A 25,470-nucleotide genomic window follows, 5' to 3' on the forward strand; every position below is an offset into this window, starting at 1 on the left:
AATCACCTCTTTATAAAATTACGATATATTTTAATTATAACATTAATAAAGCATAAAAAAGAACAACCCCTTTTAAAAGGGACTGTTCTTTTACAATTATACACAAACCATTTCTTTATTGTATGTTTCTTCTATAAAATCCGAAATAATAGGTCCAATCTTATCTATATCCACCAAAAAAGAGTCATGACCTTGCATTGAAGATATTTCTTCAAATTTGCCACACCCTCCTGAAGCATTAAGTTTTTTAATGAAATCCCTCATGTACTTAGAAGGAAAAATCATATCTGTATCTATCCCTATCATGAGTATTTCCGCTTTAATCCTTTTAAGTGCCATCTTCAAAGAACCATAAGGCTTCGTAATGTCATGTTCATTCATAGCCCATAAAATATATAAATATGAATTTGCATCAAACCTGTTTATAAAAGACAAACCATGATAGTTGAGGTAATTTTCCACTTCAAAATTGTTTTCATCTCTTAACCTATCAAATCTATAGTCAAATAAATCACCACTTTTGTAGGTTATCATTCCCAGCATTCTGGCAGTGCTCAATCCTTTATCAGGTTTATGGGGCTTATCATAGTAATCACCGCCGTAAAAATGTGGGTCATTTAGTATGCATTGTATTCCTACATGATTATACGCAATATTAAGAGGAGTAAGCTTATAATCAGCAGCTATGACAATAGATTTATCCACTAAATCCGGGTATGTCACTGCCAACTCTAAAGCCTGCATTCCTCCCATAGACCCTCCAATAGCGACTTTTATCCGGTCTATGCCAAGATAATCTAGAAGAAGTTTCTGCACTCTCACCATGTCTCTTATATTAATTTTTGGAAACCTTAAACCGTAAGGTTTTCCTGTTTTAGGGTCTATAGAAGAAGGGCCTGTCGTTCCATAACAACTGCCAAGAAAGTTAGAGCATATGACAAAATACTTATCTGTATCAATATACTTGCCCGGACCAATTAAAGGGTCCCACCAGCCCACGTTATTTTTCCCAGGATGCATACCTGCTGCATGGGCACTGCCACTTAAAGCGTGTTCCACAAGTATCACGTTATTTTTTTCTTTATTTAATTTTCCATAAGTTTCATAAACAATAGTAAGTTCATCAAAGCTATATCCACTTTCTGTAGTGAATATATTTTTCCCTTTTAGTGTAACCTTTTTTTCCTCAACTATCATTTACATCAACCTTTCCTTATCTATTCTTGCGATGCATAAAGGGCATTATCAAGGTCTTCTAATATATCTTCTATGTCTTCCAGCCCTACAGAAAGTCTTATCATATCCTCCGTAACACCAGAAGCTAACTGTTCTTCTTTTGATAACTGCTGATGGGTCGTGCTGGCTGGATGTATAACCAAAGACTTTGCATCCCCTATATTAGCAAGATGAGTAAATAATTTTAAACTCTCTATAAACTTAATGCCTGCTTTTAATCCGCCTTTTATGCCAAAAGTCAAAACTCCTCCTTGCCCTCTTGGCAAATACTTTTGTGCCAAAGCATAATAGGGACTTGATTTAAGTCCTGGATAATTCACCCACGAAACGTAGGGATGAGAAGCTAAAAACTCTGCAACTTTTAAAGCATTTTGACTGTGCCTTTCCATCCTAAGAGATAGAGTCTCTAATCCTTGTGCGAATAAAAATGCATTAAATGGACTCAAAGCAGTACCCAAATCCCTTAAAAGCTGCACCCTCGCTTTTACAATATAAGCTGCTTCGCCTACATCTTTTACATACCTTATACCATGATAACTTGGATCTGGTTCTGTAAGTTCTGGAAACTTTCCATTGTCCCAATTAAATTTTCCAGAATCTACTATAACTCCACCTATAGAAGTCCCATGTCCACCTATAAATTTAGTCGCCGAATGTACCACTATATCAGCCCCAAACTCGATAGGCCGTGCAAGGTAAGGAGTTGCAAAAGTATTATCTACAATGAGAGGAATTCCTGCAGTGTGGGCAATTTCTGCTATTTTTTCAATGTCAGCCACGTCAATCTTTGGATTGCCAATAGTCTCAACGTACAAAGCTTTTGTGTTATCTGTTATTTGACTTTTAAAGTTTTCAGGATTGCTGGGGTCCACAAACTTAAAATTTATACCAAACTTTTTCAAAGTAGTCGCAAAAAGATTATAAGTCCCTCCATAAAGATTGGTAGAAGATACAATCTCGTCTCCTACTCCTGCGATATTAGTAACTGCCAGCGTTATAGCTGCTTGACCTGAAGATACAGCAAGGGCACCTACCCCACCTTCTAATGCAGCTATTCTCTTTTCAAAAACGTCAACTGTGGGGTTCATCATTCGAGTATATATATACCCTTCTTCTTTTAAGGCAAAGAGGTCTGCAGCATGTTGTGTACTTTTAAAAGCAAAGGAAGAAGTTTGATATATAGGAAGGGCTACAGCTCCCGTAGTTGGGTCAGGCTCCCACCCTTCATGAATTGCCAAAGTTGAAAAACCATATTTTTTAGACATACTTTTAACTCCTTTCACAAAATTTTTTAAATCACTTCTACAAAATCCTCAAATTTACTTACTTCTTCTGTTATATCCTCTTGCAAAACTTTAAAAATAGTTTTTATCTCGGTTATTTTTTCTAATTTTTCTGTAAATGTCTCAACACTTTTCTTCATTTTAACAATAGCTGTAAATGTGCCGTTTTCATAGGAAGATTCCACAATTGATACTTTTTGTTCTTTTAAAAACTTTAAAACTTTTTTCAAACCTAAAATATTTTCTTTATGAGTTTCAAGCCTTATATAAAAAGTATCTGTAAAACTTCCCTGACGAATTGGAAGAAAGTTTATCCTCTTATTATCTTTGATATCATAGTTTAACAATATATCAATTAAATCTGCCACTACAGCATCCCCTGTAGGAAGTTCTCCAGCACCTTTTCCTACAAAAACATATTCACCAAAACTATCCCCTCTAAGTATGATAGCATTATTTACGTCGTTTATCCTTGACAAAATATTATTTTCTTCGACTAAAACTGGTTCCACTCCTGCAAAGATGCCATCTTTGACTTTTTTGCCCCAGGCAAATAATTTTATTTTATATCCCCACTTATTGATGTAATTTAAATCTTGAGTCGTGATTTCGTCTATTCCTTTTCTGGTTATAGAATTTACTGGCACGTTTATATTGAACACTTTCCTCATTAATATAGCAAGCTTATAAAGGGCATCAAAGCCTTTTACGTCATAATCGGGATTTGCTTCTGCATATCCTAATTGCTGGGCTTCTTTAAGTGCTTCTTTATAACTTCTACCTTCAGTAGTCATTTTGGTGAGAATATAATTAGTAGTGCCATTTATTATACCGCCTACAAAATCTATTTCATCTGTAATTTTTAATCTATCAATTTGATGCAGTATAGGTATAGCCCCACCTACACTTGCCTCACATTTTAGAAATACTCTATTCTTTTCTGCTATTTCATTTAATTCTTCTCCATGCTTAGCTATCAATTCTTTATTTGCAGTGATTACATGCTTCCCTGAAGCCAAAGCCTCCTTCACATATTCGTAAGCTGGAGAAATACCTCCTATTGCTTCAATAACTATTTTTATCTCTTTATCTTTCAAAATTTCTTCAGCATTTTGGGTAAGTAGTCCTTCTACCTTCACTTTCCTTGGCTTATTGAGATTTTTCACGAGTATCTTCTTTATCTCAGGATAAACCCCTGTACTCTCCCTTATATGACCTCCTCTTGAAGTTATCAATTTATATACTCCTGTTCCTACTGTTCCAAGTCCTAATAATCCGATTTTTATTTTCATGTCACACCTCCAAATAAATTTTTAGGCCCTCTTCTCAATGAGAAGAGGGCCTAATAATCCGCCACTCCTCTCATCTCTCAGGTTAGACACCCTAACCTGCAGGATTTGGCACCAGACGCATATAAATGCCGGTTGCCGGGTTTCATCGGGCCAGTCCCTCCACCACTCTTGATAAGAGGTTTGTGTGTAATATTATATTCAATTTTGCATGTTGTAATCTATGTTATCACTTTGAAACTGTAAAGTCAAGAACTTTTTTTGTACTCTTTCTTAAATTTTTTGGTTAGTTGTATAATTAAATGCAACAGATAAAAAAATAGAAACCATAGTGAAAATCGTGTATGATATAGGTGTCAACTCAACATCATACAAGGAGGATTTTCACTATGGTTCATAATAATGATACCACAAAAAATCGTTCTTTTAAACACTTAAGTAGCTATGAACGAGGAGAGATCTATGCATTACTCAAAGAAGGAAGAAGTATTCGGTATATTGCTAAAAAACTTAATCGATCTCCAAGCACTATAAGCCGTGAAATTAAACGTGGAACTACTACACAACTTAGAAGTGATTTATCTTCTTATACAAGCTATTTTCCTGAAACCGGTCAAGCTATCTACGAAAAAAATCGTTCAAATTGCGGAGCTAAATTTAAAGTAGCTAAAGCAGAAGATTTCTTGAAATATGCTGAAAATAAAATATTAAATGAAAAATGGTCACCAGATGCAGTTGTAGGCTATTGTAAAAAAGACCCAAGCTGGAATAATAAAACCATTGTTTGTACTAAAACACTGTACAACTATATAGATAGAGGATTATTAAAAGTTAAAAACATTGATTTACCTTTAAAACTACGTTTAAAACCAAGGAAGAAACAAAACCGTAAAAATAAACGTATTATGGGTAAAAGTATTGATTTTAGGCCTAAAGAAGTTGAAAGCCGTGAAGTTTTTGGGCATTGGGAAATAGATACGTTAATTGGCAAGAAGTCTAATGACAAGGTGCTTTTAACATTAATAGAGCGTAAGACTCGCCATGAAATAATATTACTATTGGATACAAAAGACAGTAAATCTGTTAAAGATGCACTATCAAAATTAAAAGATATGTTTGGTGACAATTTAAGCAAGGTCTTTAAAACAATAACATCTGATAATGGTACAGAGTTTAGTGATTTAGAAAGTGCTCTTTTAGAATATGGCGTAGAAGTATATTATACACATCCATATTCATCTTGGGAAAGAGGTACAAATGAACGACATAACGGTCTTATACGACGTTTCATCCCTAAAGGTAAAAGTATTAAACATTTATCTATAGATACGATAAAGAGAGTAGAAAACTGGCTTAATAACCTTCCTCGAAAATTGTTAAATTATAAAACACCTAAAGAATGCTTTTATGAAGAGCTGGCAAAAATCTGTTAAGCCCATCCCTTATAAAGTATAGAGCTCGCTCGTGATTTGTCAAGGGGCAGGCTTCGCCTGACTTAAACCCTTGACAAATCACGACCTCCGCTCAATTTGTTAACTAAGATGGGCTTAAGGTTATATATGATTTGTTCCAAATCCTATATCTACATGATTTTCATTAGGTGTTGCATTTAATATTGCAATTTATATCTTAAATTTTTTCTAAATTATAATATACGCCGATTTTTTTTAGTGGTATAATAATATTGTATAATATTTATACCCTATCGATTATAAAAATTTAATATTTGCCACATGGGGTGCCGGCGTAACCGGCTGAGAAAAAGGTGTTGCCTTTTAACCCATCGAACCTGTTAGGTTAGTACCTGCGTAGGGATGTGGTCATCTGCCATGGCTATAATCCCCATGGTTTATTTATTTTTTAAGGAGGTTTTTATTATGACACAATTGGAATACGCCCTTTCAGGCATTGTCACAAAAGAGATGAAAATAGTCGCAGAGTATGAAGGAGTAGACGAAGAATTTATTTTAGAAGGAGTTAAAAAAGGAGAAATAGTAATACCATCAAACATCAACCACAAAAACCTCATTCCCAAAGGCATAGGAAGGGGTTTATCGACAAAAGTAAATGCCAATATAGGAACCTCTGATGCATACCCTGAAATTGAAAAAGAAATTGAAAAATTAAATGTTGCTGTAAAAGCTGGAGCAGATGCGGTAATGGATTTAAGCACAGGGGGCGACATTAACCAATCTCGTAGAAAAATACTTGAAAATTCCCCTGTCCCTGTAGGAACTGTCCCTATGTATCAAGCAGCTGTAGAATCTATATCCAAATACGGTAGCATTGTAGCTATGCCTGAAGAATTTATTTTTGAAGTTATAGAAGAACAAGCAAAAGACGGGGTTGATTTTATTACAGTCCACTGTGGTCTAACATTTGAATCATTGAAAAAGCTTAAAGACAACGGCCGAGTGATGGATATAGTAAGCCGCGGTGGCTCCTTTACAATTGCTTGGATGCTCCATAACAACAAAGAAAATCCTTTGTATAAACATTTTGATAGACTCCTTGATATTGCTAAAAAATATGACATAACTCTAAGCTTAGGAGATGGACTGCGTCCAGGTTGTCTTGAAGATGCTACAGACGCAGCACAAATTCAAGAACTTATAATCCTTGGCGAATTGGTAAAGAAATCTCGAGAGGCAGGAGTTCAAGTTATGGTAGAAGGACCCGGGCATGTGCCAATTGACCAAATTGAAGCAAATGTAAAACTTCAAAAACAACTTTGTCACAACGCTCCTTTTTATGTGCTTGGCCCTATTGTGACTGATATAGCTCCTGGTTATGACCACATAACTTCAGCAATCGGAGGAGCAATTGCAGCAGCTTCTGGTGCTGATTTCCTTTGCTATGTTACACCCGCTGAACATCTCGGACTTCCAGACAAAGAAGATGTCAAAGAAGGCGTTATTGCAGCAAAAATAGCTGCCCATGCTGCAGATATCGCAAAAGGCGTAAAAGGTGCTAAAGAAAAAGATTTAACTATGGCTAGAGCTAGAAAAGCCTTAAACTGGGATGAGCAAATAAAGCTTTCTATAGACCCTGATAAAGCTTTTAAATATCGCGTCAATAAAAACATATCTACAGCCAAAACTTGCAGTATGTGCGGAAAATTCTGCGCTATGAAAATTGTCAGTGAGTACCTTGGAACTTCAACTATGACTTGCTAATACCTTTGCCTTATTTACATCATAGTGTAAAATTATCGTAGGATTTTTTGAGTAAAAAAAACAAGAGACAACCCCTGTGATAAAATAGATTATGGAAAACAAAACAACACAGAAAGGGGTGTCTCTTGTGAACAAACATATCTTTGAAGATATTATACTACAAAATGCTCTAAATTTCACTAGAGAAGTGATAGAAATTTTTAGTGATTTATTAAACAAAGGAATGAATATTACAGAGCTTGCAGCAAGGATAAAAGAACTCACGGACAAACTAGGTAGAGAGGCAATAGAAGCAATTATTGAAGAGTTAGATAGGATAATAAAAGAAGATAAGAGAAGGAAAGAAAAATGGGTAGTAGAGAGGAAAGATAAAAAGAGATTAACCACAATCCTTGGGGATATAGAATATGAGAGGACATATTACAAATCCAGAGAGGATGGAAGATATACATATTTGGTGGATGATGCATTAGAGATAGGACGGCACGATAGGATAGAAAAAGGTGTAAAAATAAAGTTAGTAGAGAACGCAATAGAAGAATCATATGAAAGAAGCAGTAAAAAAGCATGTCCAGAGGAGTTAAGTAAACAGACGGTATTAAACGCAATAAGGGAAATAGGAGAAGTAGAGGTAAAGAGAGAAATAAAAGAGAAGAAAGAAGTAAGGGTATTATACATAGAAGCAGATGAAGACCATGTGCCTTTGCAAGATGGCAGCAATGAAACACCGCGATTGATATACATACATGAAGGTAAAGAAGAGAAAAATGGTAGAAATGTACTGAGAAATGTGCATTACAAGGCATACGTAGGAGAGAAAGCTGAAGACATATGGATAGATGTAGCAAATTACATAGAAGAAAATTACAAGGAAGAGAAGATAGAGAAGATATACATAGCAGGAGATGGAGCACCGTGGATAAAAGAGGGATTAAAATGGATAGTAAAATCAAGGTTTGTGTTAGACAGATATCATTTAAACAAATACGTATTGAAAGCGACATCAAAAGAGCCAAAGTATAGGGATAAGATATGGAGAGCAATAAATGAAGGAGATAAAGAAGAACTAAAGAAGGTATTTAATGAACTAATAAAGGTAACAAAGGAAGAGAGAGAAAAAGAGAAGGTAAAAGAGGCCAAGAGGTACATACTAAATAATTGGGAAGGAGTAGAGATATACAGTAAAGACAAAGATGTAATAGGATGCAGTGCAGAAGGGCATATAAGTCATGTATTTTCTTCTAGATTAAGTAGGAATCCATTAGGATGGAGTAGAGAAGGATTAAAGTTAATGGCGAAATTAAGAGTATTCAGCAAGAATGGAGGAGATTTGAGAGAAATAGAATGGGGTAAGAGAAAGAATATAAATGAAGGGAGCTACAAATTAACGAAGAAGCAAATAAAAGAGGCAGTAAGGAGAGTTAAAACGTCTACAAATGAAAAAATAAACAATATTACGGTTTTGAATATAGGGAAAGTAACGCCAATATATAGGGTTTTAAGAGCATTAAAATATGCACAAGTTATATAAAAAGCATGATAAGTTGGAGGCTGAAATTAACTAAGTTTCAGGGGTTGTCTTAAAAAAATCCTACAGTATCTTGACACTATCTATTTACATTCCCCCTTGATTTTCTTTGCTAATTTCTGCTATAATAGAGGAAAACATCAAGGGGGTATTTTTTATGGAAAAGTGGCAGTGCACAGTATGCGGGTACATCTATGATCCAGAAGAAGGAGACCCATCACAAGGAATTGAACCAGGAACTCCTTTTGAAGAATTGCCTGATGATTGGGTCTGCCCGGACTGTGGAGTAGGAAAAGATATGTTTGAAAAAATGTGAGGGAGCAATTGCTCTCTCTTTTTATTGATTTTTAATAAGATTCATATTATTATAGTTGTATGAAATCATTATGCTCAAACAAAGATATAATCAAACTGTGGAGGGCGTGTAAATTTAATGAGTGAAGGTTTTAGGAGGTTAACTCCTGAAGAAGCTTTAGAAATTATAAAAAAGCAACAGCGAGGAAAATTAAAAATATTCTTAGGATATGCTCCTGGTGTTGGAAAAACTTATGCAATGCTCAATGAAGGCAACAGGCGTCTTAAAAGAGGTCAAGATGTAGTAATAGGTTATGTGGAAACTCATGGAAGAAAAGAGACAGAAGCACAAATAGGAAATTTAGAAATAATCCCGCGAAAAAAATTGAATACCACGGCATGATATTAGAAGAAATGGATACCGACGCCATAATTGCTCGTAAACCAGAAGTAGTTTTGATAGATGAATTGGCACATACGAATGCGCCTGGCTCTAAGCACAAAAAAAGATATGAAGATGTGGAAGAAATTTTGCGCCATGGAATAAATGTAATTACAACACTTAACATCCAACATTTAGAAAGTTTAAATGACGTTATTCAACAAATCACAGGTGTTGCTGTAAGAGAAACAATCCCTGACAGCATAGTCGATAACGCAGATGAAATTGTTGCTGTAGATTTGACTCCTGATGCTTTGCTTAATCGATTAAAAAGAGGAGATATTTATCCAGTAAGCAAAGTCGATGAGTGTCTATCTAACTTTTTTAGAAAGGGAAATTTAAATGCTTTAAGAGAGTTAATGCTAAGACTTACCGCCGAAGAAGTAGATATAGAATTAGAAGAATATATGAAAGAGCATGGAATAACTGATACATGGGAAACAAATGAAAAAATAATGGTGTGTATAACACCAAATCCACTATCTAAAAAGCTTATAAGAAGGGGTGCAAGGAGAGCAAGAAGATTCAAATGTGATTGGGTAGTAGTGTATGTAAACTGTACACATTTTCTTGCACCTAAACTTACTGAAAAAGATAAAGAAGTTTTAGAAAGCCATTTTATGTTAGCAAAACAATTAGGAGCAGAAGTCTACACATTGACAGGAAAAAGCGTGTCTGATGAGCTTTTAAAATTTGCAAAGCAAATGCACATTACACAAATAATAATAGGGCATTCTCAAAGGTCAAGACTGCAAACCTTTTTTAGAGGTTCTACTGTTATAAAGTTAATTAAAAAAGCAAAAAATATAGAAATTCACGTAATACCTTATAAATAACTTCTTCATTACTAAAAGGAGCAGTGAAAAATGGAAAACAAATTTAGAATCTCACTTATAACTTTTTTGTTAATTTTAGCCATAACCATGACAATGGTATTAGTTTTTCACCAACCTCCCTATATACCGCTTTTTATAAGCTATATAATAACCTTTGCTATTGTTTTGATAAACGGTTTTTCGCCTCAAGAACTTATCAATATGTCAATTAAAGGAATTAAAAAAGGTATAAATGTGATGATTATACTCCTTTTGATAGGAGCCCTCGTTGCCTTGTGGAAACAGAATGGAACCCTTCCTGCTCTTATTTACTACGCCTCCCACTTTTTAAAACCACAAGCTTTTTTGTTGGTGTCTTTTATCACAACCTCTATTATCTCAATGATTTTAGGTACAGCTGTAGGAACCGCTAGTACTATTGGAATAGTAATAATGGGACTAGCCCATGGCTTTGGCTATTCTCTTCCAATAGTTGCTGGTGCAGTAATATCCGGTTCTTTTATAGGAGATAGGACTTCTCCCCTTGCAGGAAATGTTATTCTTCTGTCAGATATGGGAGAAATTGAACAATACAATGTACTTAAATCTCTTTTTAAAACCGCGATTCCTACTTTTGTATTAACTGGTTTATTGTACTATCTTTTAAGTCTTCACATTAATATTTCTTCGCCGCACACCTTTGACAATCTTGCAGCTATAATTTTGAAAAATTATAAAATAAACTTTTTCTTGTTTTTAGCTCCTATAATGATTATAACGTTGGCTTTTTTCAGGATTTCTACAAAGATAAATCTTTCAATTGCTGTCCTTCTCTCCTACTTTGTCTCTTTACTAAATGGTTATAACCCTATAGATTCTTTAAAAGTCATTATGTTGGGAAATATATCTAATATTCCAGAATTTAAATCTATCTTTTCAGGAGGAGGTATGATTTCAATCTTCCCAATGATAGGAGTAGTAACCTTTGCTACCGCTCTCTCTGGAATATTAGAAGGGACAGGAATTATAAAAGCAGTTTTTAGAAAAGCCCAAAAAATTAAAAACCCTAAAATTGCCTATTTGGTCACAATGTTATTAAGCACTTTAATGGCAGTAATAACTTGCAATCAAGCCCTTTCTGTAATTTTACCTTCCCGCATAATGTTAGACGTATTTAGAAATCTTAACGTAAAAAGTGATATGATGGTAAGAGCAATAGCAGATTCAGGCATGATACTTGCCGGTATAATACCTTGGAATTTAGCAGCAATGCTTCCTTCTGCAGTTTTAGGAGTAAAAGTCATTGACTATCTTCCCTATGCTTATTTAAATCTATTATTCCCTATATTATCAATACTTATCGTGTTTATAGAAAGTAATAAACAATATAGCAATGCTACAATAGAAGAATTTTAAAAAAGCAGGATTTTATTCCTGCTTTTATATCGCATATTTTAAGTTTGTATAATAAGGTAGCCCTTCTACCATAGGGACCTTCACTTCTCCTTGTATAAGGGGTCTTGCATAATCAAAAAATTCTTCAGTGACATAATTACCTTCTTCATTTATCCAATTTAAAGGCACTTTTTTCTCCTTGTTACACACTTTATCAACATCTACAATATCCGTTTTAACAGTGTATTGGTAATTTCTTTCTCTTACAAGGCTTATCATTTTCCCGGTTTCACCACATAACGCATACTTTACTGCTTCCCTCCCCAACATTTCAGCTTCTTCAAAATCCACTTTAGATGCCAAGTGCATTGCACATCTTTGCGTTACACCAAGTCTGGTCATTTTGACACGTTTATATATTTTCTCTTTTACAAGCTTTTCTATATAGTCTCCTACTCCTCCCAGTTGAGGATGACCAAAAGCATCTTTATGATAAGCATTTTCTTTTCTTCCAATGTAATTCCCTTTTTCATCCATAAGTCCTTCTGATACAGTTATAAAGACATTGCCATATTCCTTATAAGCTTTATTTACATCCTCTAAAAATCTTTCCTCATTAAAAGGTATCTCAGGAAGATAAATAAGTTGTTTCAAATGGGGCAATCTTTCTTTAACCAAAGCAGAAGAAGCGGTAAGCCAACCTGCATTTCTGCCCATCACTTCGAGTACGTTAATTGTCTTAGTCTCATACACTTCCGCATCTAAAGCAAGTTCTAAAGTAGTTGTGGCTATATATTTTGCCGCACTTCCAAAACCAGGAGAATGATCTGTAAACATCAAATCGTTATCAATAGTCTTAGGAATTCCAATTACATTTATTTCAAAACCTATTTCTCTTGCATATTTACTGACTTTGTCAACGGCATCCATAGAATCATTGCCACCTATGTAGAAAAAATATTTAATGTTGTATTTCTTAAAAATTTCTATTAACTTTTTGTATTCCTCTTCATCCTCTAAATAGTCTTTTAACCTATATCGGCACGACCCTAATGCAGCCGCAGGGCTAAATCTCATTTGTTTTATTCTTTCATAGGGAATATCAAATATGTCAATAATATTGCCTTTTATTATACCTTCTATGCCGTTTATCCCACCATAAACTTTACCAATTTTCTCCGAGCGTGAAGCTTCCATTATAGCTCCATACAGACTGGAATTAATAACAGCTGTAGGACCACCCGATTGTGCTATAAGACAATTGCTTTTAGTATACATAATATACCCCCATTGTGATATTCTATTATAAATTATAAAGTAATTCAGATATATTATATCACAAAAAGAAATATAATAATAATTTTTGATAAAATTTTATCAACCCTTCTTGCAAAAAGCAAAAAAATATAGCAAAATTATAATAAATAACGCATTCATCTTAAAAATACGGAGGGAGACATTATGGATGTAATTGAATTAGCTGCTCATTTGATGGCATTATCAGCGAGAACAGCACCTAAAGCAACTGGAAAAGACTTTATAGAAACAAAAGTAATTACAGGTGAAGACCTCGTAAGGTTAAAAGAGGATATGATGAAATATGGCGAAGAATCCGGAAAGAAAAATTTTGACAGGGATGCAAAAAACGTCGCTAACTCCAGTGCAGTACTTTTAATTTCATTAAATAAACCAGAAAAAGTTGGACTAAATTGCGGCGCCTGCGGTTATAATCTTTGCACTAGTCTAAGGGATTTTAGAGAAGGTACAGAATTCGCAGGTCCCATATGTGCCTGGAGGCTCATCGACTTAGGAATAGCAGTAGGGTCTGCAGTTAAAACCGCCAGTCTCTTGAATGTGGATAATCGAGTTATGTATAGAATAGGTGTAAGTGCAAGAAGGTTAAAATTAATTGAAGGAGAAATTGTTATAGGCATTCCTCTTTCTGCTACAGGCAAAAACATATACTTTGATAGATAAAAAATGCCAGGTTAAATCCTGGCATTTTTTAAAATGACTTAGCTGCTTTTACAATATCCTCCGCTGTCAAACCATAATGTTTTAAAAGCTCTTTAGGTGAACCGGATTGTCCAAACTCATCTCTTATTCCAATTCTCTTTATCTTCACTGGATATTCCTCTGAAAGAACCTCTGCTACCGCCGAACCAAGCCCACCTATTATGCTGTGCTCTTCTGCTGTTATAACTTTGCCCGTCTTTTTAGCTACTTCTACTATTAAATCTTTGTCTATCGGCTTTATTGTGTGGATGTTCACCACTGTCGCTTCTATTCCCTCTTCTTTTAGTTTATCTGCTGCTTCAATCGCTATGGCTACCATTATCCCTGTCGCTATTATCGCTACGTCTTTCCCTTCTCTTATTACTTCACCTTTTCCTAATTCAAATTTGTAGTTTTGATCGTGTATATCTGGTACTGCCATCCTCCCCAACCTTATGTATACTGGTCCATAGTGCTCTGCCGCCGCAAATATGGCTTGTCTCGTCTCTTCTGCATCGGCTGGGTTTATTACCACCATCCCAGGTATTCCTCTCATAAGGGATATATCCTCTATTGATTGGTGTGTCGCCCCGTCTTCTCCTACTGTTATGCCAGCATGGGTAGCTGCTATTTTTACGTTTAAGTGTGGATAACCTATGGAGTTTCTCACTTGCTCATAAGCTCTTCCTGTTGCAAATATGGCAAAAGTGCTGGCAAAAGGAATTTTCCCACAGGTAGCGAGTCCTGCTGCTGTTACCATCATATCTTGCTCTGATATTCCCATGTTAAAAAATCTATCTGGATATACTTTTTGAAAATCTGCCGTCTTTGTGGATTTTGATAGGTCAGCGTCTAATACCACTACATCTTTGTTTTTTGCGCCTAATTCTACTAAGGCTTTCCCATAGGCTTCTCTTGTCGCCATAGCCATTTATACTCCACTCCCTTCAAGTTCTTGTATAGCTTTTTGTCTTTGTTCTTCATTAGGCGCACTGCCATGCCATCCTACTTGATTTTCCATAAAGGATACGCCTTTCCCTTTTATTGTATGAGCTATTATCAATGTAGGTTTTCCTTTTGTAGCTTTTGCTTCTTCTATGGCTTTGTCTATTTGGTCAAAGTCGTGGCCGTCTATTTCTATTACGTGCCATCCAAAAGCTTTGAATTTTTCATTTACTGGTTCTATGTTTTTTACTTCTCTGTTTGGGCCATCTATTTGTAAGCCGTTAAAGTCAAGTATTGCAGTCAAGTTGTCGAGTTTGTAATGGGCTGCTGTCATAGCTGCTTCCCATATTTGCCCTTCTTGTAATTCTCCATCTCCTAATATTACATAGACTCTATAGCCCTTTTTATCTAATTTACCTGCTAATGCCATTCCATTTGCAGCGGAAAGTCCTTGCCCTAATGACCCTGTGGTCATATCAAGTCCCGGTGTGGATTTCATATCGGGATGCCCTTGAAGTATTGAGCCAAGCTTTCTTAAAGTTTTTAACTCTTCTTTTGGGAAAAACCCTTTTTCAGCTAATACAGCATACAGTGCAGGAGCTGCATGACCTTTTGAAAGCACAAGTCTGTCCCTATCTTCCCATTTGGGATTGTCAGGCTTTACATTCATTTTATCAAAATAAAGCAGGGTTAAAATATCTGCACAGGATAATGACCCCCCAGGATGGCCAGATCCTGCTTCTGCCAACATGTTTATGATGTCTATTCTCACTTCTTTTGCCTTTTGCTTTAAAAATTCTTTGTCCATACCAATACCTCCATTTCACATGTTTTTAAATCCTTCTCCTAAAACTTCATGGGCTGTTGATAATATCACGAAAGCGTTGGGGTCTATTCTTTTCACAAGGCTTCTTAAGGTTGTAACTTCTCTACGAGTTACAACACACAACAAAACATTTTTGTCCTTTTTTGAATAACCCCCTCTTCCTTTTAGTTCTGTTACCCCCCTTTCCATTTCCTCCAATATTGATTTACTAATTTCCTCATACCTATCAGAAATAATTATAGCAATTCTCTCATCGCCACTACCTTCTTGTATGAGGTCAATAACTTTGATAGAAATAAATTCAGTAGCTAAAGCATAAAGGGCAAGTTCCGGGCTAAAAACTATGCCTGCTAAAGTTATTATTACAAAGTCTATTATAAGCAGTATTCTGCCCACACTTAAAAAGTGTATGTATTTATGCAAAGTCATAGCAGCCATGTCTGTTCCACCAGTTGTTGCTCCATATTTTATCACAATACCTAGCCCTACACCCATTATTATACCACCATATACTGCCGCCAATATTGTATCATGGGTAAGAGGTTTTAAAAAAGCCAATGCATCAATAGAAACACCTAATAAAATAGTTGAATAAAGTGTTTTAGCTCCAAAACCTGTTCCTAAAGCTTTAGTCGAGATGATAAAAAGCGGAATATTTATTGCCAAGGTAACTGCTCCTATTGGCCATCCAAACAAATGTTGTAGAACAACTGCAAGTCCACTTACTCCACCAGGAGCAATTTTGTTAGGTGCCAAAAATAGGTCAAGAGACAAACTAACAAGTAATGTACCTATCGTAACCCAGAAAAAGTCTATTATTATTTTCTTAAGTGAAACTTTCATAATACATCCCCTTATCGCATGTCAACTTTTCCTTTGTGTAGCAAAACTTTAAGAGCAAATTTAGGAAGTGCCATCATCCTTTTATATCTCCAAGGCTCTTTAATTAACCTGTATAGCCACTCTAAGCCTAATTTTCTATAAATGTAAGGTGCTCTCTTAACTTTTCCAGCTATTACATCAAAACTTCCTCCTACCCCCATTGCTATTTTTACTTTTAATTTGTCTCTGTTTTTATATATCCATTTCTCTTGTTTAGGAGCACCTAAAGCCACAAAAAGAACTTCTGCACCCTTATTATTTATCTCTTCTATGATTTTATTTTCTTCCTCTTGAGTAAAATAGCCATGATGAGTTCCCACTATTTTAGCACTCGGATATAGCTTTTCCAAATTAACACGAGCTTGTTCTGCAATTTGAGGAGCAGCCCCCAATAGATAAATCTTTATATTTTTAGAAGATATATCTTTTATAAATTCCATCATGAGGTCAAAACCTGCTACTCTTTCAGGCATCGGCTTTTTAAAAACTTTTGAAGCAAAAACAATGCCGTTTCCATCTGGAACATTTAAGTCAGTATTATTTAATATTTCCATATATTCTTTATCCTTTTGCGCCATCATTACAATTTCCGCATTAGGTGTTGCAACAATGTGCAGTCTGTCTTCTTGTAAAAAATTGTTTAAAATCTCTACTGCTTGTCTCATCGTCACCCGATCTATTGGCACTCCAAATATATCTAATCTTTCCATCTTCACACCTCAAATTTATTATGTTCAAATAATATATCAAAATTCTTTTTTGCTTTTTCTTTTAACTCATCTAAATGCTTAGACATATCATTTATATACTCTTCTTTTCGCTGTAAAATTGAACTTACTTTATTTAAAATGTCGTCGGCAGTAAAAGAATTAATGTCTCCTGCGCTGCTTTCACCAATGGATTTTAGAAAACCCTCCACCTTAGGGTCATAAGATATACCAACAAATGGAACTAAGGATATAAACGCAAAAATCAAAGAATGCAGTCTTACACCTATTAATAAGCTGCTGCTTCTAATAATACTCAATATCTCTTCTATTTCGTATTTTCCAGTTAAAATTTCATAAGGCATTTTCATATAAGTAGCAACCCTATCGCTCTCTTCTATATCCTCATGATAAAAAGGAAGAAAAACAATCTTATATCCATAATCCTGCGCAATAAAATCTGCAGCCCTTGCCAACTCAACCCTTGATAATTCAGAATTTCCCCATTCTCTCGTGCAAATCAGAACATATTCTGCAGAATTTAAATCAATCCCTTCTTTTTCGAGGATTTTGCCAAAAATTTCTCTATTATTACCACCAGAAAAATTTAATACAAGGTCTGCCGCTACTACCACATCTTTTTTTACATTTAGCTGTTTCAAATACTCTTTGGATAATTCGTCTCTTACAGCTATTCCGTCAACTTTATTTAAAATTCTTGCAGTAAGCCATCTGTTAAACTTTTTATCAACTGGACCAATACCTTGTCCCATAACATACACTTTTTTCCTAAGGAATTTCCCCATAAGCATTATTCCGAGATAATACCACAAACTCTTACTACTGGTCTTATCTTGTATAAGACTCCCACCGCCACTTAACAGTACATCTGACTGTTTTAGCGCTTTGTATATTTCTTTGAAAGAGTTCCTATTTACTGCTTTTACGTTGTACTTTTTAGAAGTTTCATCAGGTTTATTAGAAAGAACTGTTATATCTGTTATACCTCTTTCTTTTAAACCTTCTACCAGACATTTTAGAACAGCTTCATCCCCAATATTATCAAATCCGTAATAGCCGGATATGACTGTTTTCATATCAATACTCCCTTTTTATATTTTTTAAGATCTTGTCCACTATAAATACAGCAATCATGCCAATTAAAGCCCCCAATACCCATGCAATTACCGTGCGCTCTATCGCAATCGTAAGCACGCTTTCGATATGGCTAAAAGTATTGACAATCGACAATATACCTATCGAAGCAAATATCCCCATAATAAATGTCCACGCTTTTGAGCGTTTAAAAGCAGCATAAATTCCCAATATAATCGCAGGGTCACCTATTAAAAATTCCTTCGTCCGAGGTCTTGCTACAAGAGTGTGTTCAAGGAAATCTCTAAATTTAAGCTCTAACTCTGTCGGCTTAACAATAGGTTCATTGCCCGTCCTTGAAATGTATATAATTCCGATAATCCCTGCTATAGCAATAGCTACTAAATGCCATACTTTTATATCTATATTTAAAAATTCCTTTATTCTCTCCATAAAAGTCTTCCAGTGATTAGCATTGTATATCTTTATAATATAATACAAAACATAAAACACTAAAGGTAGTACAAAAGAAACTTTTACACCCCTAAAATAGTCAATTTTTAACATATATTTACTGTCAGCCATTATAGCCGCTATACTAAGAGCCCCTATAAAAGAAATCAATAGTGAATTAATAAATATTTTTAGTGAGGTATATGTGAAGCTGATATTTTGCTTTTTCTCCAATATTTCTTTCGTTTTGTCTATAAAATATCCTATCCCAAGAGAAGGAAAAATTATAGAAGAAGCTAATGCTACTACTTTGACACCTAAATCGTTAAATCTGCTTACTAACACTAAAGAAGTCAGTATAGCACCCAACAATCCTAATAAAATTAACACATATTCTCCAATTCCTAACATCTGTAAAAGCAACAAGCCACCAGCGATAACTCCCAAACTTATAAGTATTTCTGTAAGTTTTGACTGGTGAAGTTGTTGAAGAGATTTTGCAATGCCAGCTTTTAATCCAGCTTTTTTTATGTATTTTGTCATATCTTCAATCATAGATTGATTTTGTTGTATGTTGTAAGCTGCACTTTTGGAATTATCTATTTTTGCTCTCATATAAATAATTCTCACATTTCGCTCTATTATTCCTCTGTACCATCTATTTACTATTTCAGAAGTATCGTATTTTTGAGTTTCTGCTTCTGAAACTCCAAAGACTTTTATCCCCCTATAATCATCGAACTTAGCAAATTTATTCATTCCATCTTGAAGTTTTTTCCCCATAGGCACATCTATAATTCCTACGTTTATGCCATTTTTCTTAAATAAAGAAGCAGCATAAGATATTTTTTCCGGATTTCCTAAGACATCAGTACCATTAAAAATTACAGTTTTTACATCAAATTTCTTCAATATATCAACATAGTCTTTTATATCTTTATCCTTTATCCCAGTAAAATTCTCAATTCGCGGTATCACATCAAAGCCTAAAGACTTTACCAGTTCTAAATCGCTTTCATCAAATCCCAACCCCTTTGTTATAAAAGCATCTTTGGGTTTATTGATAACAAAGGCATAGCTACCTCTCTTTTCAAGCACTTTTAATTCGTCTTCAGGTACTCTTCTTGTTAAAGCCTCTTTAAGAAAATTGAATATCTTTACATCTTTTGTTGTAACAACTATGTAGTTTCCATACTGCTCCCTTTCCTTATCTGTAAGACTCTTTAAGTAGTCTTCCAATGCTACATTCCCTAAGTTTGAAGACAACAAATAAAGATTCCCTACGTCTTTTAAAAGGCTCAAAGAAATTTTACCAGACTGTTGAAGGCTTTCAAGAGTAACCTCATTTACAGCAACACCTATAAGACCAGCTGATTTCATGTCAGAAAGTACAGAAACCAAATCTTTGCCTGTTGCAGAAGCAAGGTATTTGAAGCTTTTTAAATCTCCTACAATTTCTACTGTATCATAGTTGTTTTCTACTCTTATTCTGTTTATGTCTACGAAAATAGATACTACTAAAGAAATAGCAATAAATATTACAAGTATTTTTCTTAGCTTCAAATTAATCTCTCCTTTGTATTCGCTTTTGTAACACATCGACATTTAAGGTGGGTAACTACTCATATTATATCACAAAAATTTCTTTAGAGCATAAAAAAACAGCGCAAAGCGCTGTTAATTTTTTGTATATTTCCCCATCACAACTATGTATGTGTGTTTTGTCGCTTTTATGCCTCTGCCATCAGAGCGTGGAAAAAGCAAAAGGTGATTAGCAGGTATAAGGTCATTATCTTTCAAATTTGTACCTGCAGTAAGGTCCGCTACTCCATCAGTTTTTGTAACAATTACTGCTGAATTTGCAATTCTAACTATCGCTTGGGTACCGCCCTCCATTGTCAAAACCTCTCCTGCATTTAGTTCAACTACTTCATAGCTTGCCCCTGTCTTTGCCTCTTTTAGCTTATCATCAACATAAGCTTTTACCTGATTATATTGCGAATCAACATAGCTTTTGCTGACAAGGGGGTCTTGCTGACTTCCTGGTTCAGGATTTTGATCAGCATAACCAACACTCAAAGCCACTAAAATCACAACAAAAACCAGTATAAGCGCATAAGCTTTTTTCATTTGTTCTTCCTCCTATAATTCCCCTCTTCCACCTCTATTTTATAAAAAAATAAATGATATTTCAACAAAAAATAAGAACTTATCTTAAAATAAGTCCTTAAAAATCAATCAACCCTAAACTTATTTGCAAAGCTTCATTGACTTTCTCCATCATTTCCTGGTCAAAATGGCCAATTTTTTCTCTTAAACGTTTTTTGTCAATAGTTCTGATTTGTTCTAACAATACTACAGAATCTTTGTTAAGTCCATATTCTGCCCCATTTATTTCAACATGAGTGGGCAATTTGGCTTTGTTGATCTGAGATGTAATTGCCGCTACTATTACTGTTGGACTATATTTATTACCAATATCATTTTGAATTATAAGTACAGGCCGAATTCCACCCTGTTCAGAGCCTATTACAGGGCTTAAATCGGCATAAAAGATATCTCCTCTCTTTATCACCATAGTCAATCACACTTTTTCAATTTCATTTCATATCCTGTAAAACATTCGTTTTCTGCGGTTAGGCCCATTTCCGCAAGTTCACTGTTGATTGCTGCCATCTCGAGATATCCTTTTTTCATGCTCTCGCGTATTTGAACTTTTTTCCTCTCGCGTATATATAATTTCATCGCTTCTCTTATAAATTCACTGCGATTTCTGTTTTCCATAGCGGCAAGAACGTCGACCTCTTCTAATAAACTCTGAGGTAAGCTCACAAGTATTCGCTTTGTTTCGCCCACTTTTAGGACCTCCTTACGCACTTATATAATTTATTATATATTACTATATATAATGATGTCAATCATTTGTAAATTTTATACTATAAAAGTCAAATTTTTAATTAATTTTTTACTTCAACTACCTCTCCTTTGTAAATATATATTCGAGGCACCCTTCTAGATATTCCACAATATACTTCATAAGGTATAGTATTTAATTTTTTAGCAATCTCATCCGCTGTTATTTTTTCTCCCTCTTGATTTCCAAAAATAACTACATCATCACCTAGTTCTACTCCTTCTATATCGGTGACATCTATCATCGTTTGGTCCATACAAATTCTCCCAATTACAGGAGCATATTTCCCTTTTACTAAGACATGATGATTATTAGAGAGTAATCTATTAAAACCATCAGCATATCCTACAGGCAATGTGGCAATTTTGCTTTTTCTTTTAGTTATAAATGTCCTTCCATAACTAATGGAAGTACCTTCAGGTACCTCTTTTATATGCACTATTTTAGTTTTAAAGCCCATAGTTTGTTTTAAATCCAATGGTCTTTCGACTTCTTCTGAAGGATAACTGCCGTATAAAACTATTCCTGGCCTTACCATGTCTAAATAAGTATATTTAAGGTCAATAATTGCTCCACTGTTAGCTATATGCTTTAAAGGAATATTTATCCTTTTTTCTTTTAACCTTTCCAACAATTTTTTGAACACATCAAACTGTTTTTCAGCATATGTTTTATTTTTTTCATCAGAAGTAGCAAAATGACTAAATATGCCTTCTACTTCTACCCCTTCCATTTCCATCATTTTTTCTATCTCTTTTTCAGCTACCTTTAAATCTGTATATCCTATCCGTCCCATACCTGTATCAATTTTTACATGAACTTTAGCCTTCTTACCCACATTTAAGGCAATTCTTTCTAAGTCTTTAACATAGTTTATATCAAAAACAGTTTGAGTTATATTGTGCACAATTAATTCTTTGGCCTGAGTTAAAGGAGTATATCCAATAACGAGTATGGGAATATTAATTCCGCATTCCCTTAATTCTAACGCCTCTTCTATTGTAGCTACTGCCAAATAAGAAACCCCATTTTCTATTAAAACCTTTGCTACTTGACAAGCTCCATGACCATAAGCATTGGCTTTCACTACCCCCATTATTTTTACTTTCTTGCCCACCCATCGCTTTACTTCACTCAAATTATGCACTATATTATCCAAATATATTTCTGCTCTTGTTGGCCTTATATTATCAAACATTAAAAATCCCCCTTGTTTTTCACCTCAAGGATTTTATCACTTTAAGTATCTCCTCTTCATTCAAATCCCCGGTTACTGTAATTTTTACTTGCATACCATTTACCATCGTAGTATATTCCTTTTCCCCATTGTCTTTTTCTTTATAATACACTCCTTCACTCAAAAGAAATCCTTTTTCATTAACTATTTCGTTTTGGTCAACTACAGTTTCAAAAATTTCTATCAAATCCCCACCCGAAGTATACACAAAAGTAACTCCATTATTTTTATTAACATTCACTAATACATTTAAAAGTTTAAAGCCTTGTGGTAAATACACAGGCATTACAGGATTTATGCCGCAATATTTATAAACCTCTTTTGCATCTATTTCTATTACTGGAGAATCTAAAAGATTTCCCGCTAACGTCGTTACGCTATCCTTAGTAAACAACTTGTCATTTATCTCAGGGTTATATTTATAATCCTTATAAGTAATTTTTGAAAAAATTTCATTATTAATATCAAAAATTGTCAATTCTTTAGGTGTCAAATCCTCTTTAGAAAAAGCCATTTGTTCTTTGTACATGAAAATATTTTTATCCAAAATAGGAACTGTTATTAAATAAAATTTATCCATCTCTCTTTTTTCTATCTCTCCACCTGAATTAATATAGTTTTTTATAAAAGAAGTAATCATCGAATACAAAGGAATCTCTTCTGTATTTTCTGCTACAAAAACTTGATTCACCTTTGCAAAATACACATAACTTCTTTTGCCGTCATATACAATAATTTTATCCGGACTCCCATTTTCTTTTAAAACTTCTAATCGAAATTTACCTTTTTTGTAAAATTGCACAACTGCAAATTTGTTATCTATCTTGTTGTTATAAAGCTCTACAATTGCTGTGGCAGTATAACTTTCTAATTTATCTAATTGTTCTTTAATAGAAATAAAAGGATCTTTAACTTTTTTGTTTTTACTCCACACCCTGAAAGAAGAAATATAAGCACAAAAACAATTACAAAAAAGCTCTTTTTCAACAACTCTCACCCTCTTACAAACCACATTTAAGAGCCTCTGGAATGTTCTCAAGGATATCCATCGCTGTCATTCCATACTCTCCCACATATTCTTTAGCAATATCTCCTGCCTTCCCATGATAAAATACCCCATAAATTGCCGCTTTTTCTTCGCTAAACCCTTGAGCCAAAAAAGCTGTAATCATTCCTGTCAAAACATCTCCACTACCAGCAGTTGCCATCCCGGGATTGCCTGTGCTATTTATATATATGCTTCCTTCTTTTGTCGCTATTACAGTTTTAGCACCTTTAAGTACAAGTGTCACTTTGTACCTATCAATAAAAGTTTTTGCTACTTCAAAAAGATTATTCTTAATCTCATCAATCTCTAGGCCTGTCAATCTTGACATTTCCCCATAATGGGGAGTTAGAATAATTTTTTTACCTTGTATAACTTCCAATCTTCCTACCAAAGCATTGAGAGCATCAGCATCTAAAACTACAGGCTTATCCGTATTTTTTACAATGTCATATACCAATTGTGAAATATCTCTATCATGAGTCAATCCTGGTCCTATAGCAATAACATCACTTTCCTCTATTAACTCTAGTACACTACTTAAAGCATTATGGGATAAAATACCATTTTGTTCCTCTAATCCATAGGTTATAACCTCATAAAGTCCCCCCTGAATTACTGATTGCACACTTTGGGGAACTGCTAATTTCACCAATCCGCAACCTGCCTTAATAGCGCTTTTAGCACTCAAATATGCTGCTCCTGTCATATTTTTAGAACCAGCTATAATCAAAGCTTTACCATAATCTCCTTTATGAGTATTTCCATGCCTTTTTGGAAGCTTTACATCCTCTGAAGTCACAAGGTTATAATTATAACCTACCTCTGCTGCTAACCGGTAAGGAATCCCTATTTCAGCAACACGAACTTCTCCTGCATAATCGGCACCCGGATACACTAATAAGCCTGGCTTTAGAAATTGCATAGTAACTGTTTTAGTAGCCCTAACAGCGCATCCTTCTACTTTACCTGTATCAGCATTTAATCCAGAAGGAATATCGACAGATACCACAATTTTATTGGCTTGGTTTATCATTTCTATAATCTCTTTTGTTATGCCGCTTATTTCTCCTTTAAGCCCAATTCCGTAAATTGCGTCCACAATCACATCGCTGTCTTTAATAGTTTTTTCCAAAAATTTTAGATGTTCTCTTTGAGTAATTTCCGCTACATAAATCCCCATATTTAGGATTGCATCTAAATTTACTTTTGCATCCCCTGAAATAGCACCTAAACTTGTAGTTAAAAATACTTTTACATCGACTCCCCAATTATGAAGATTTCTAGCCACTACATAGCCATCTCCACCATTATTCCCCTTTCCAGATATAACTATTACAGAGTTTAAATTCTCTTCCTCTAAAATCTTTTTCACTTCTAGCGCTGTTTCTCTTCCCGCATTCTCCATTAAACCTATAGAAGGAATTCCTATTTTTTCTATAGCTATTTTTTCAACTCCTCTCATCTGTTTTGATGTCAGCACTATCATTTTTTTCACCTCCAATAGCAATAGCACAGCTTATAGCATAGGTCTTCGTATGAGAAATAGACAGCTTTATATCCCTTATTCCCTTTTTGTCTGCAATATTTTTAGCCTTCCCCTTTAAAATTACGGCAGGGGCTCCTTTTTCATCGTGACATATTTCAATATCTTTCCAGCTAAAACCACTGATACCTGTTCCTAAGACTTTTGATATGCTTTCTTTTGCTGAAAAAAAACCCGCTATATGAGGTAATTTCATCCTTTTACTGTTAAAATACTCTATCTCTTTTTGAGTAAATAACCGTTCCAAAAATTTAGAATTTGCATCAAAAGCTTTTTTTATCCTTTCAACTTCTACAATATCCGTTCCCACAAACAGTTCCATATATACAGTTCCTCCAATTATCCTAATTACATTATATTATTTCTC

General features: G+C 34.6%; 24 protein-coding genes, 1 pseudogene and 2 riboswitches. Of the genes and pseudogenes, 8 read left to right on the forward strand and 17 right to left on the reverse strand.

Annotated elements, in window-relative coordinates:
• Nucleotides 1-96: 96 nt before the first annotated feature.
• The 3 genes from metX to OEI98_RS11755 are packed head-to-tail and all read right to left on the reverse strand — an operon-like array spanning nt 97 to nt 3,811.
• Nucleotides 97-1,197, reverse strand: a complete 1,101-nt coding sequence (gene metX / locus OEI98_RS11745; protein WP_003871217.1) for a homoserine O-acetyltransferase MetX — start codon at nt 1,195-1,197, stop codon at nt 97-99.
• Nucleotides 1,198-1,217: 20 nt separating this feature from the next.
• Nucleotides 1,218-2,501, reverse strand: a complete 1,284-nt coding sequence (locus tag OEI98_RS11750) for a homocysteine synthase (RefSeq protein WP_019907951.1) — start codon at nt 2,499-2,501, stop codon at nt 1,218-1,220.
• Nucleotides 2,502-2,527: 26 nt separating this feature from the next.
• Nucleotides 2,528-3,811: a homoserine dehydrogenase gene (locus tag OEI98_RS11755; RefSeq protein ID WP_003871219.1), complete on the reverse strand. Its 1,284-nt coding sequence runs from the start codon at nt 3,809-3,811 to the stop codon at nt 2,528-2,530.
• Nucleotides 3,812-3,878: 67 nt separating this feature from the next.
• Nucleotides 3,879-3,989: riboswitch (SAM riboswitch) on the reverse strand.
• Between the two features lie 208 nt (nt 3,990-4,197).
• On the opposite strand from OEI98_RS11755, the gene OEI98_RS11760 reads away from it, so the two are divergent.
• The 7 genes and pseudogenes from OEI98_RS11760 to OEI98_RS11790 all read left to right on the forward strand — a co-directional run bounded on the left by OEI98_RS11760 (nt 4,198) and on the right by OEI98_RS11790 (nt 11,479).
• Complete coding sequence (locus OEI98_RS11760; RefSeq protein WP_266037134.1) at nt 4,198-5,241, forward strand: IS30 family transposase; 1,044 nt, start codon at nt 4,198-4,200, stop codon at nt 5,239-5,241.
• A gap of 291 nt (nt 5,242-5,532) precedes the next feature.
• Nucleotides 5,533-5,640: riboswitch (TPP riboswitch) on the forward strand.
• Between the two features lie 45 nt (nt 5,641-5,685).
• Nucleotides 5,686-6,984, forward strand: a complete 1,299-nt coding sequence (thiC, locus tag OEI98_RS11765) for a phosphomethylpyrimidine synthase ThiC (RefSeq protein ID WP_019907952.1) — start codon at nt 5,686-5,688, stop codon at nt 6,982-6,984.
• 127 nt (nt 6,985-7,111) lie between these two features.
• Nucleotides 7,112-8,515, forward strand: coding sequence for an ISLre2 family transposase (locus OEI98_RS11770; RefSeq protein WP_266038050.1), 1,404 nt, complete (start codon nt 7,112-7,114; stop codon nt 8,513-8,515).
• Nucleotides 8,516-8,669: 154 nt separating this feature from the next.
• Nucleotides 8,670-8,828, forward strand: a complete 159-nt coding sequence (gene rd, locus OEI98_RS11775; RefSeq protein ID WP_003871221.1) for a rubredoxin — start codon at nt 8,670-8,672, stop codon at nt 8,826-8,828.
• A gap of 237 nt (nt 8,829-9,065) precedes the next feature.
• A pseudogene (locus OEI98_RS11780) lies at nt 9,066-9,574 on the forward strand (sensor histidine kinase KdpD); the annotation flags it as partial.
• 129 nt (nt 9,575-9,703) lie between these two features.
• Nucleotides 9,704-10,084, forward strand: a complete 381-nt coding sequence (locus OEI98_RS11785; protein WP_266040688.1) for a universal stress protein — start codon at nt 9,704-9,706, stop codon at nt 10,082-10,084.
• A 30-nt stretch (nt 10,085-10,114) separates the two neighbouring features.
• Nucleotides 10,115-11,479 carry a Na+/H+ antiporter NhaC family protein gene (locus OEI98_RS11790; protein ID WP_006569539.1) on the forward strand — a complete coding sequence of 455 codons (1,365 nt, stop codon included), beginning with the start codon at nt 10,115-10,117 and terminating at the stop codon, nt 11,477-11,479.
• A 24-nt stretch (nt 11,480-11,503) separates the two neighbouring features.
• Here the strand turns inward: OEI98_RS11790 and OEI98_RS11795 are convergent, their stop codons facing one another.
• Nucleotides 11,504-12,736 (reverse strand): 6-phosphofructokinase, encoded by a 1,233-nt coding sequence (locus OEI98_RS11795; protein WP_003871224.1) that lies wholly within the window; start codon nt 12,734-12,736, stop codon nt 11,504-11,506.
• A 183-nt stretch (nt 12,737-12,919) separates the two neighbouring features.
• Between OEI98_RS11795 and OEI98_RS11800 the strand changes: the two genes are divergently transcribed.
• Entirely contained in the window at nt 12,920-13,435 is a 516-nt protein-coding gene (locus tag OEI98_RS11800; protein WP_004404453.1) for a ferredoxin domain-containing protein, read from the forward strand.
• Nucleotides 13,436-13,463: 28 nt separating this feature from the next.
• Here the strand turns inward: OEI98_RS11800 and OEI98_RS11805 are convergent, their stop codons facing one another.
• The 13 genes from OEI98_RS11805 to acpS all read right to left on the reverse strand — a co-directional run bounded on the left by OEI98_RS11805 (nt 13,464) and on the right by acpS (nt 25,425).
• Nucleotides 13,464-14,384 carry a transketolase family protein gene (locus OEI98_RS11805; RefSeq protein WP_003870015.1) on the reverse strand — a complete coding sequence of 307 codons (921 nt, stop codon included), beginning with the start codon at nt 14,382-14,384 and terminating at the stop codon, nt 13,464-13,466.
• On the reverse strand, nt 14,385-15,206 hold the full coding sequence (locus OEI98_RS11810; RefSeq protein ID WP_003870016.1) for a transketolase: 822 nt from the start codon (nt 15,204-15,206) through the stop codon (nt 14,385-14,387).
• Between the two features lie 15 nt (nt 15,207-15,221).
• The gene (locus OEI98_RS11815) at nt 15,222-16,067 is read right to left on the reverse strand and encodes a YitT family protein (RefSeq protein WP_003870017.1); all 846 of its coding nucleotides are present in this window, start codon (nt 16,065-16,067) and stop codon (nt 15,222-15,224) included.
• Nucleotides 16,068-16,078: 11 nt separating this feature from the next.
• Nucleotides 16,079-16,816, reverse strand: coding sequence for a WecB/TagA/CpsF family glycosyltransferase (locus OEI98_RS11820; RefSeq protein WP_003870018.1), 738 nt, complete (start codon nt 16,814-16,816; stop codon nt 16,079-16,081).
• 2 nt (nt 16,817-16,818) lie between these two features.
• A complete protein-coding gene (gene csaB / locus OEI98_RS11825; protein WP_003870019.1) occupies nt 16,819-17,910 on the reverse strand; it encodes a polysaccharide pyruvyl transferase CsaB in 1,092 nt (363 codons plus the stop codon).
• Nucleotide 17,911: 1 nt separating this feature from the next.
• Nucleotides 17,912-19,924: a DUF5693 family protein gene (locus OEI98_RS11830; protein ID WP_019907959.1), complete on the reverse strand. Its 2,013-nt coding sequence runs from the start codon at nt 19,922-19,924 to the stop codon at nt 17,912-17,914.
• Between the two features lie 114 nt (nt 19,925-20,038).
• The gene (locus tag OEI98_RS11835) at nt 20,039-20,491 is read right to left on the reverse strand and encodes a hypothetical protein (protein ID WP_003870021.1); all 453 of its coding nucleotides are present in this window, start codon (nt 20,489-20,491) and stop codon (nt 20,039-20,041) included.
• A 97-nt stretch (nt 20,492-20,588) separates the two neighbouring features.
• On the reverse strand, nt 20,589-20,939 hold the full coding sequence (locus tag OEI98_RS11840; protein ID WP_003867472.1) for a type II toxin-antitoxin system PemK/MazF family toxin: 351 nt from the start codon (nt 20,937-20,939) through the stop codon (nt 20,589-20,591).
• A 2-nt stretch (nt 20,940-20,941) separates the two neighbouring features.
• Entirely contained in the window at nt 20,942-21,217 is a 276-nt protein-coding gene (locus OEI98_RS11845) for a CopG family ribbon-helix-helix protein (RefSeq protein WP_003870023.1), read from the reverse strand.
• Between the two features lie 101 nt (nt 21,218-21,318).
• Complete coding sequence (gene alr / locus OEI98_RS11850) at nt 21,319-22,473, reverse strand: alanine racemase (RefSeq protein ID WP_003870024.1); 1,155 nt, start codon at nt 22,471-22,473, stop codon at nt 21,319-21,321.
• 19 nt (nt 22,474-22,492) lie between these two features.
• Complete coding sequence (locus OEI98_RS11855; protein WP_244262740.1) at nt 22,493-23,509, reverse strand: LolA family protein; 1,017 nt, start codon at nt 23,507-23,509, stop codon at nt 22,493-22,495.
• 4 nt (nt 23,510-23,513) lie between these two features.
• The gene (locus OEI98_RS11860) at nt 23,514-25,046 is read right to left on the reverse strand and encodes an NAD(P)H-hydrate dehydratase (RefSeq protein WP_003870026.1); all 1,533 of its coding nucleotides are present in this window, start codon (nt 25,044-25,046) and stop codon (nt 23,514-23,516) included.
• On the reverse strand, nt 25,009-25,425 hold the full coding sequence (acpS, locus tag OEI98_RS11865; protein ID WP_003870027.1) for a holo-ACP synthase: 417 nt from the start codon (nt 25,423-25,425) through the stop codon (nt 25,009-25,011). Before acpS ends, OEI98_RS11860 begins: the two co-directional genes overlap by 38 nt.
• Nucleotides 25,426-25,470: the final 45 nt, after the last annotated feature.

Source organism: Thermoanaerobacter sp. RKWS2 (assembly GCF_026240795.1).
GTDB lineage: Bacteria > Bacillota > Thermoanaerobacteria > Thermoanaerobacterales > Thermoanaerobacteraceae > Thermoanaerobacter > Thermoanaerobacter ethanolicus.

Excerpts from the sequence above, each read along its gene's own strand:
- metX (WP_003871217.1), bottom strand. The coding sequence starts at position 1,197 with ATGATAGTTGAGGAAAAAAAGGTTACACTAAAAGGGAAAAATATATTC.
- OEI98_RS11750 (WP_019907951.1), bottom strand. The coding sequence starts at position 2,501 with ATGTCTAAAAAATATGGTTTTTCAACTTTGGCAATTCATGAAGGGTGG.
- OEI98_RS11755 (WP_003871219.1), bottom strand. The coding sequence starts at position 3,811 with ATGAAAATAAAAATCGGATTATTAGGACTTGGAACAGTAGGAACAGGA.
- OEI98_RS11760 (WP_266037134.1), top strand. The coding sequence starts at position 4,198 with ATGGTTCATAATAATGATACCACAAAAAATCGTTCTTTTAAACACTTA.
- thiC (WP_019907952.1), top strand. The coding sequence starts at position 5,686 with ATGACACAATTGGAATACGCCCTTTCAGGCATTGTCACAAAAGAGATG.
- rd (WP_003871221.1), top strand. The coding sequence starts at position 8,670 with ATGGAAAAGTGGCAGTGCACAGTATGCGGGTACATCTATGATCCAGAA.
- OEI98_RS11785 (WP_266040688.1), top strand. The coding sequence starts at position 9,704 with ATGGTGTGTATAACACCAAATCCACTATCTAAAAAGCTTATAAGAAGG.
- OEI98_RS11790 (WP_006569539.1), top strand. The coding sequence starts at position 10,115 with ATGGAAAACAAATTTAGAATCTCACTTATAACTTTTTTGTTAATTTTA.
- OEI98_RS11795 (WP_003871224.1), bottom strand. The coding sequence starts at position 12,736 with ATGTATACTAAAAGCAATTGTCTTATAGCACAATCGGGTGGTCCTACA.
- OEI98_RS11800 (WP_004404453.1), top strand. The coding sequence starts at position 12,920 with ATGGATGTAATTGAATTAGCTGCTCATTTGATGGCATTATCAGCGAGA.
- OEI98_RS11805 (WP_003870015.1), bottom strand. The coding sequence starts at position 14,384 with ATGGCTATGGCGACAAGAGAAGCCTATGGGAAAGCCTTAGTAGAATTA.
- OEI98_RS11810 (WP_003870016.1), bottom strand. The coding sequence starts at position 15,206 with ATGGACAAAGAATTTTTAAAGCAAAAGGCAAAAGAAGTGAGAATAGAC.
- OEI98_RS11815 (WP_003870017.1), bottom strand. The coding sequence starts at position 16,067 with ATGAAAGTTTCACTTAAGAAAATAATAATAGACTTTTTCTGGGTTACG.
- OEI98_RS11820 (WP_003870018.1), bottom strand. The coding sequence starts at position 16,816 with ATGGAAAGATTAGATATATTTGGAGTGCCAATAGATCGGGTGACGATG.
- csaB (WP_003870019.1), bottom strand. The coding sequence starts at position 17,910 with ATGAAAACAGTCATATCCGGCTATTACGGATTTGATAATATTGGGGAT.
- OEI98_RS11835 (WP_003870021.1), bottom strand. The coding sequence starts at position 20,491 with ATGAAAAAAGCTTATGCGCTTATACTGGTTTTTGTTGTGATTTTAGTG.
- OEI98_RS11840 (WP_003867472.1), bottom strand. The coding sequence starts at position 20,939 with ATGGTGATAAAGAGAGGAGATATCTTTTATGCCGATTTAAGCCCTGTA.
- alr (WP_003870024.1), bottom strand. The coding sequence starts at position 22,473 with ATGTTTGATAATATAAGGCCAACAAGAGCAGAAATATATTTGGATAAT.
- OEI98_RS11860 (WP_003870026.1), bottom strand. The coding sequence starts at position 25,046 with ATGATAGTGCTGACATCAAAACAGATGAGAGGAGTTGAAAAAATAGCT.
- acpS (WP_003870027.1), bottom strand. The coding sequence starts at position 25,425 with ATGGAACTGTTTGTGGGAACGGATATTGTAGAAGTTGAAAGGATAAAA.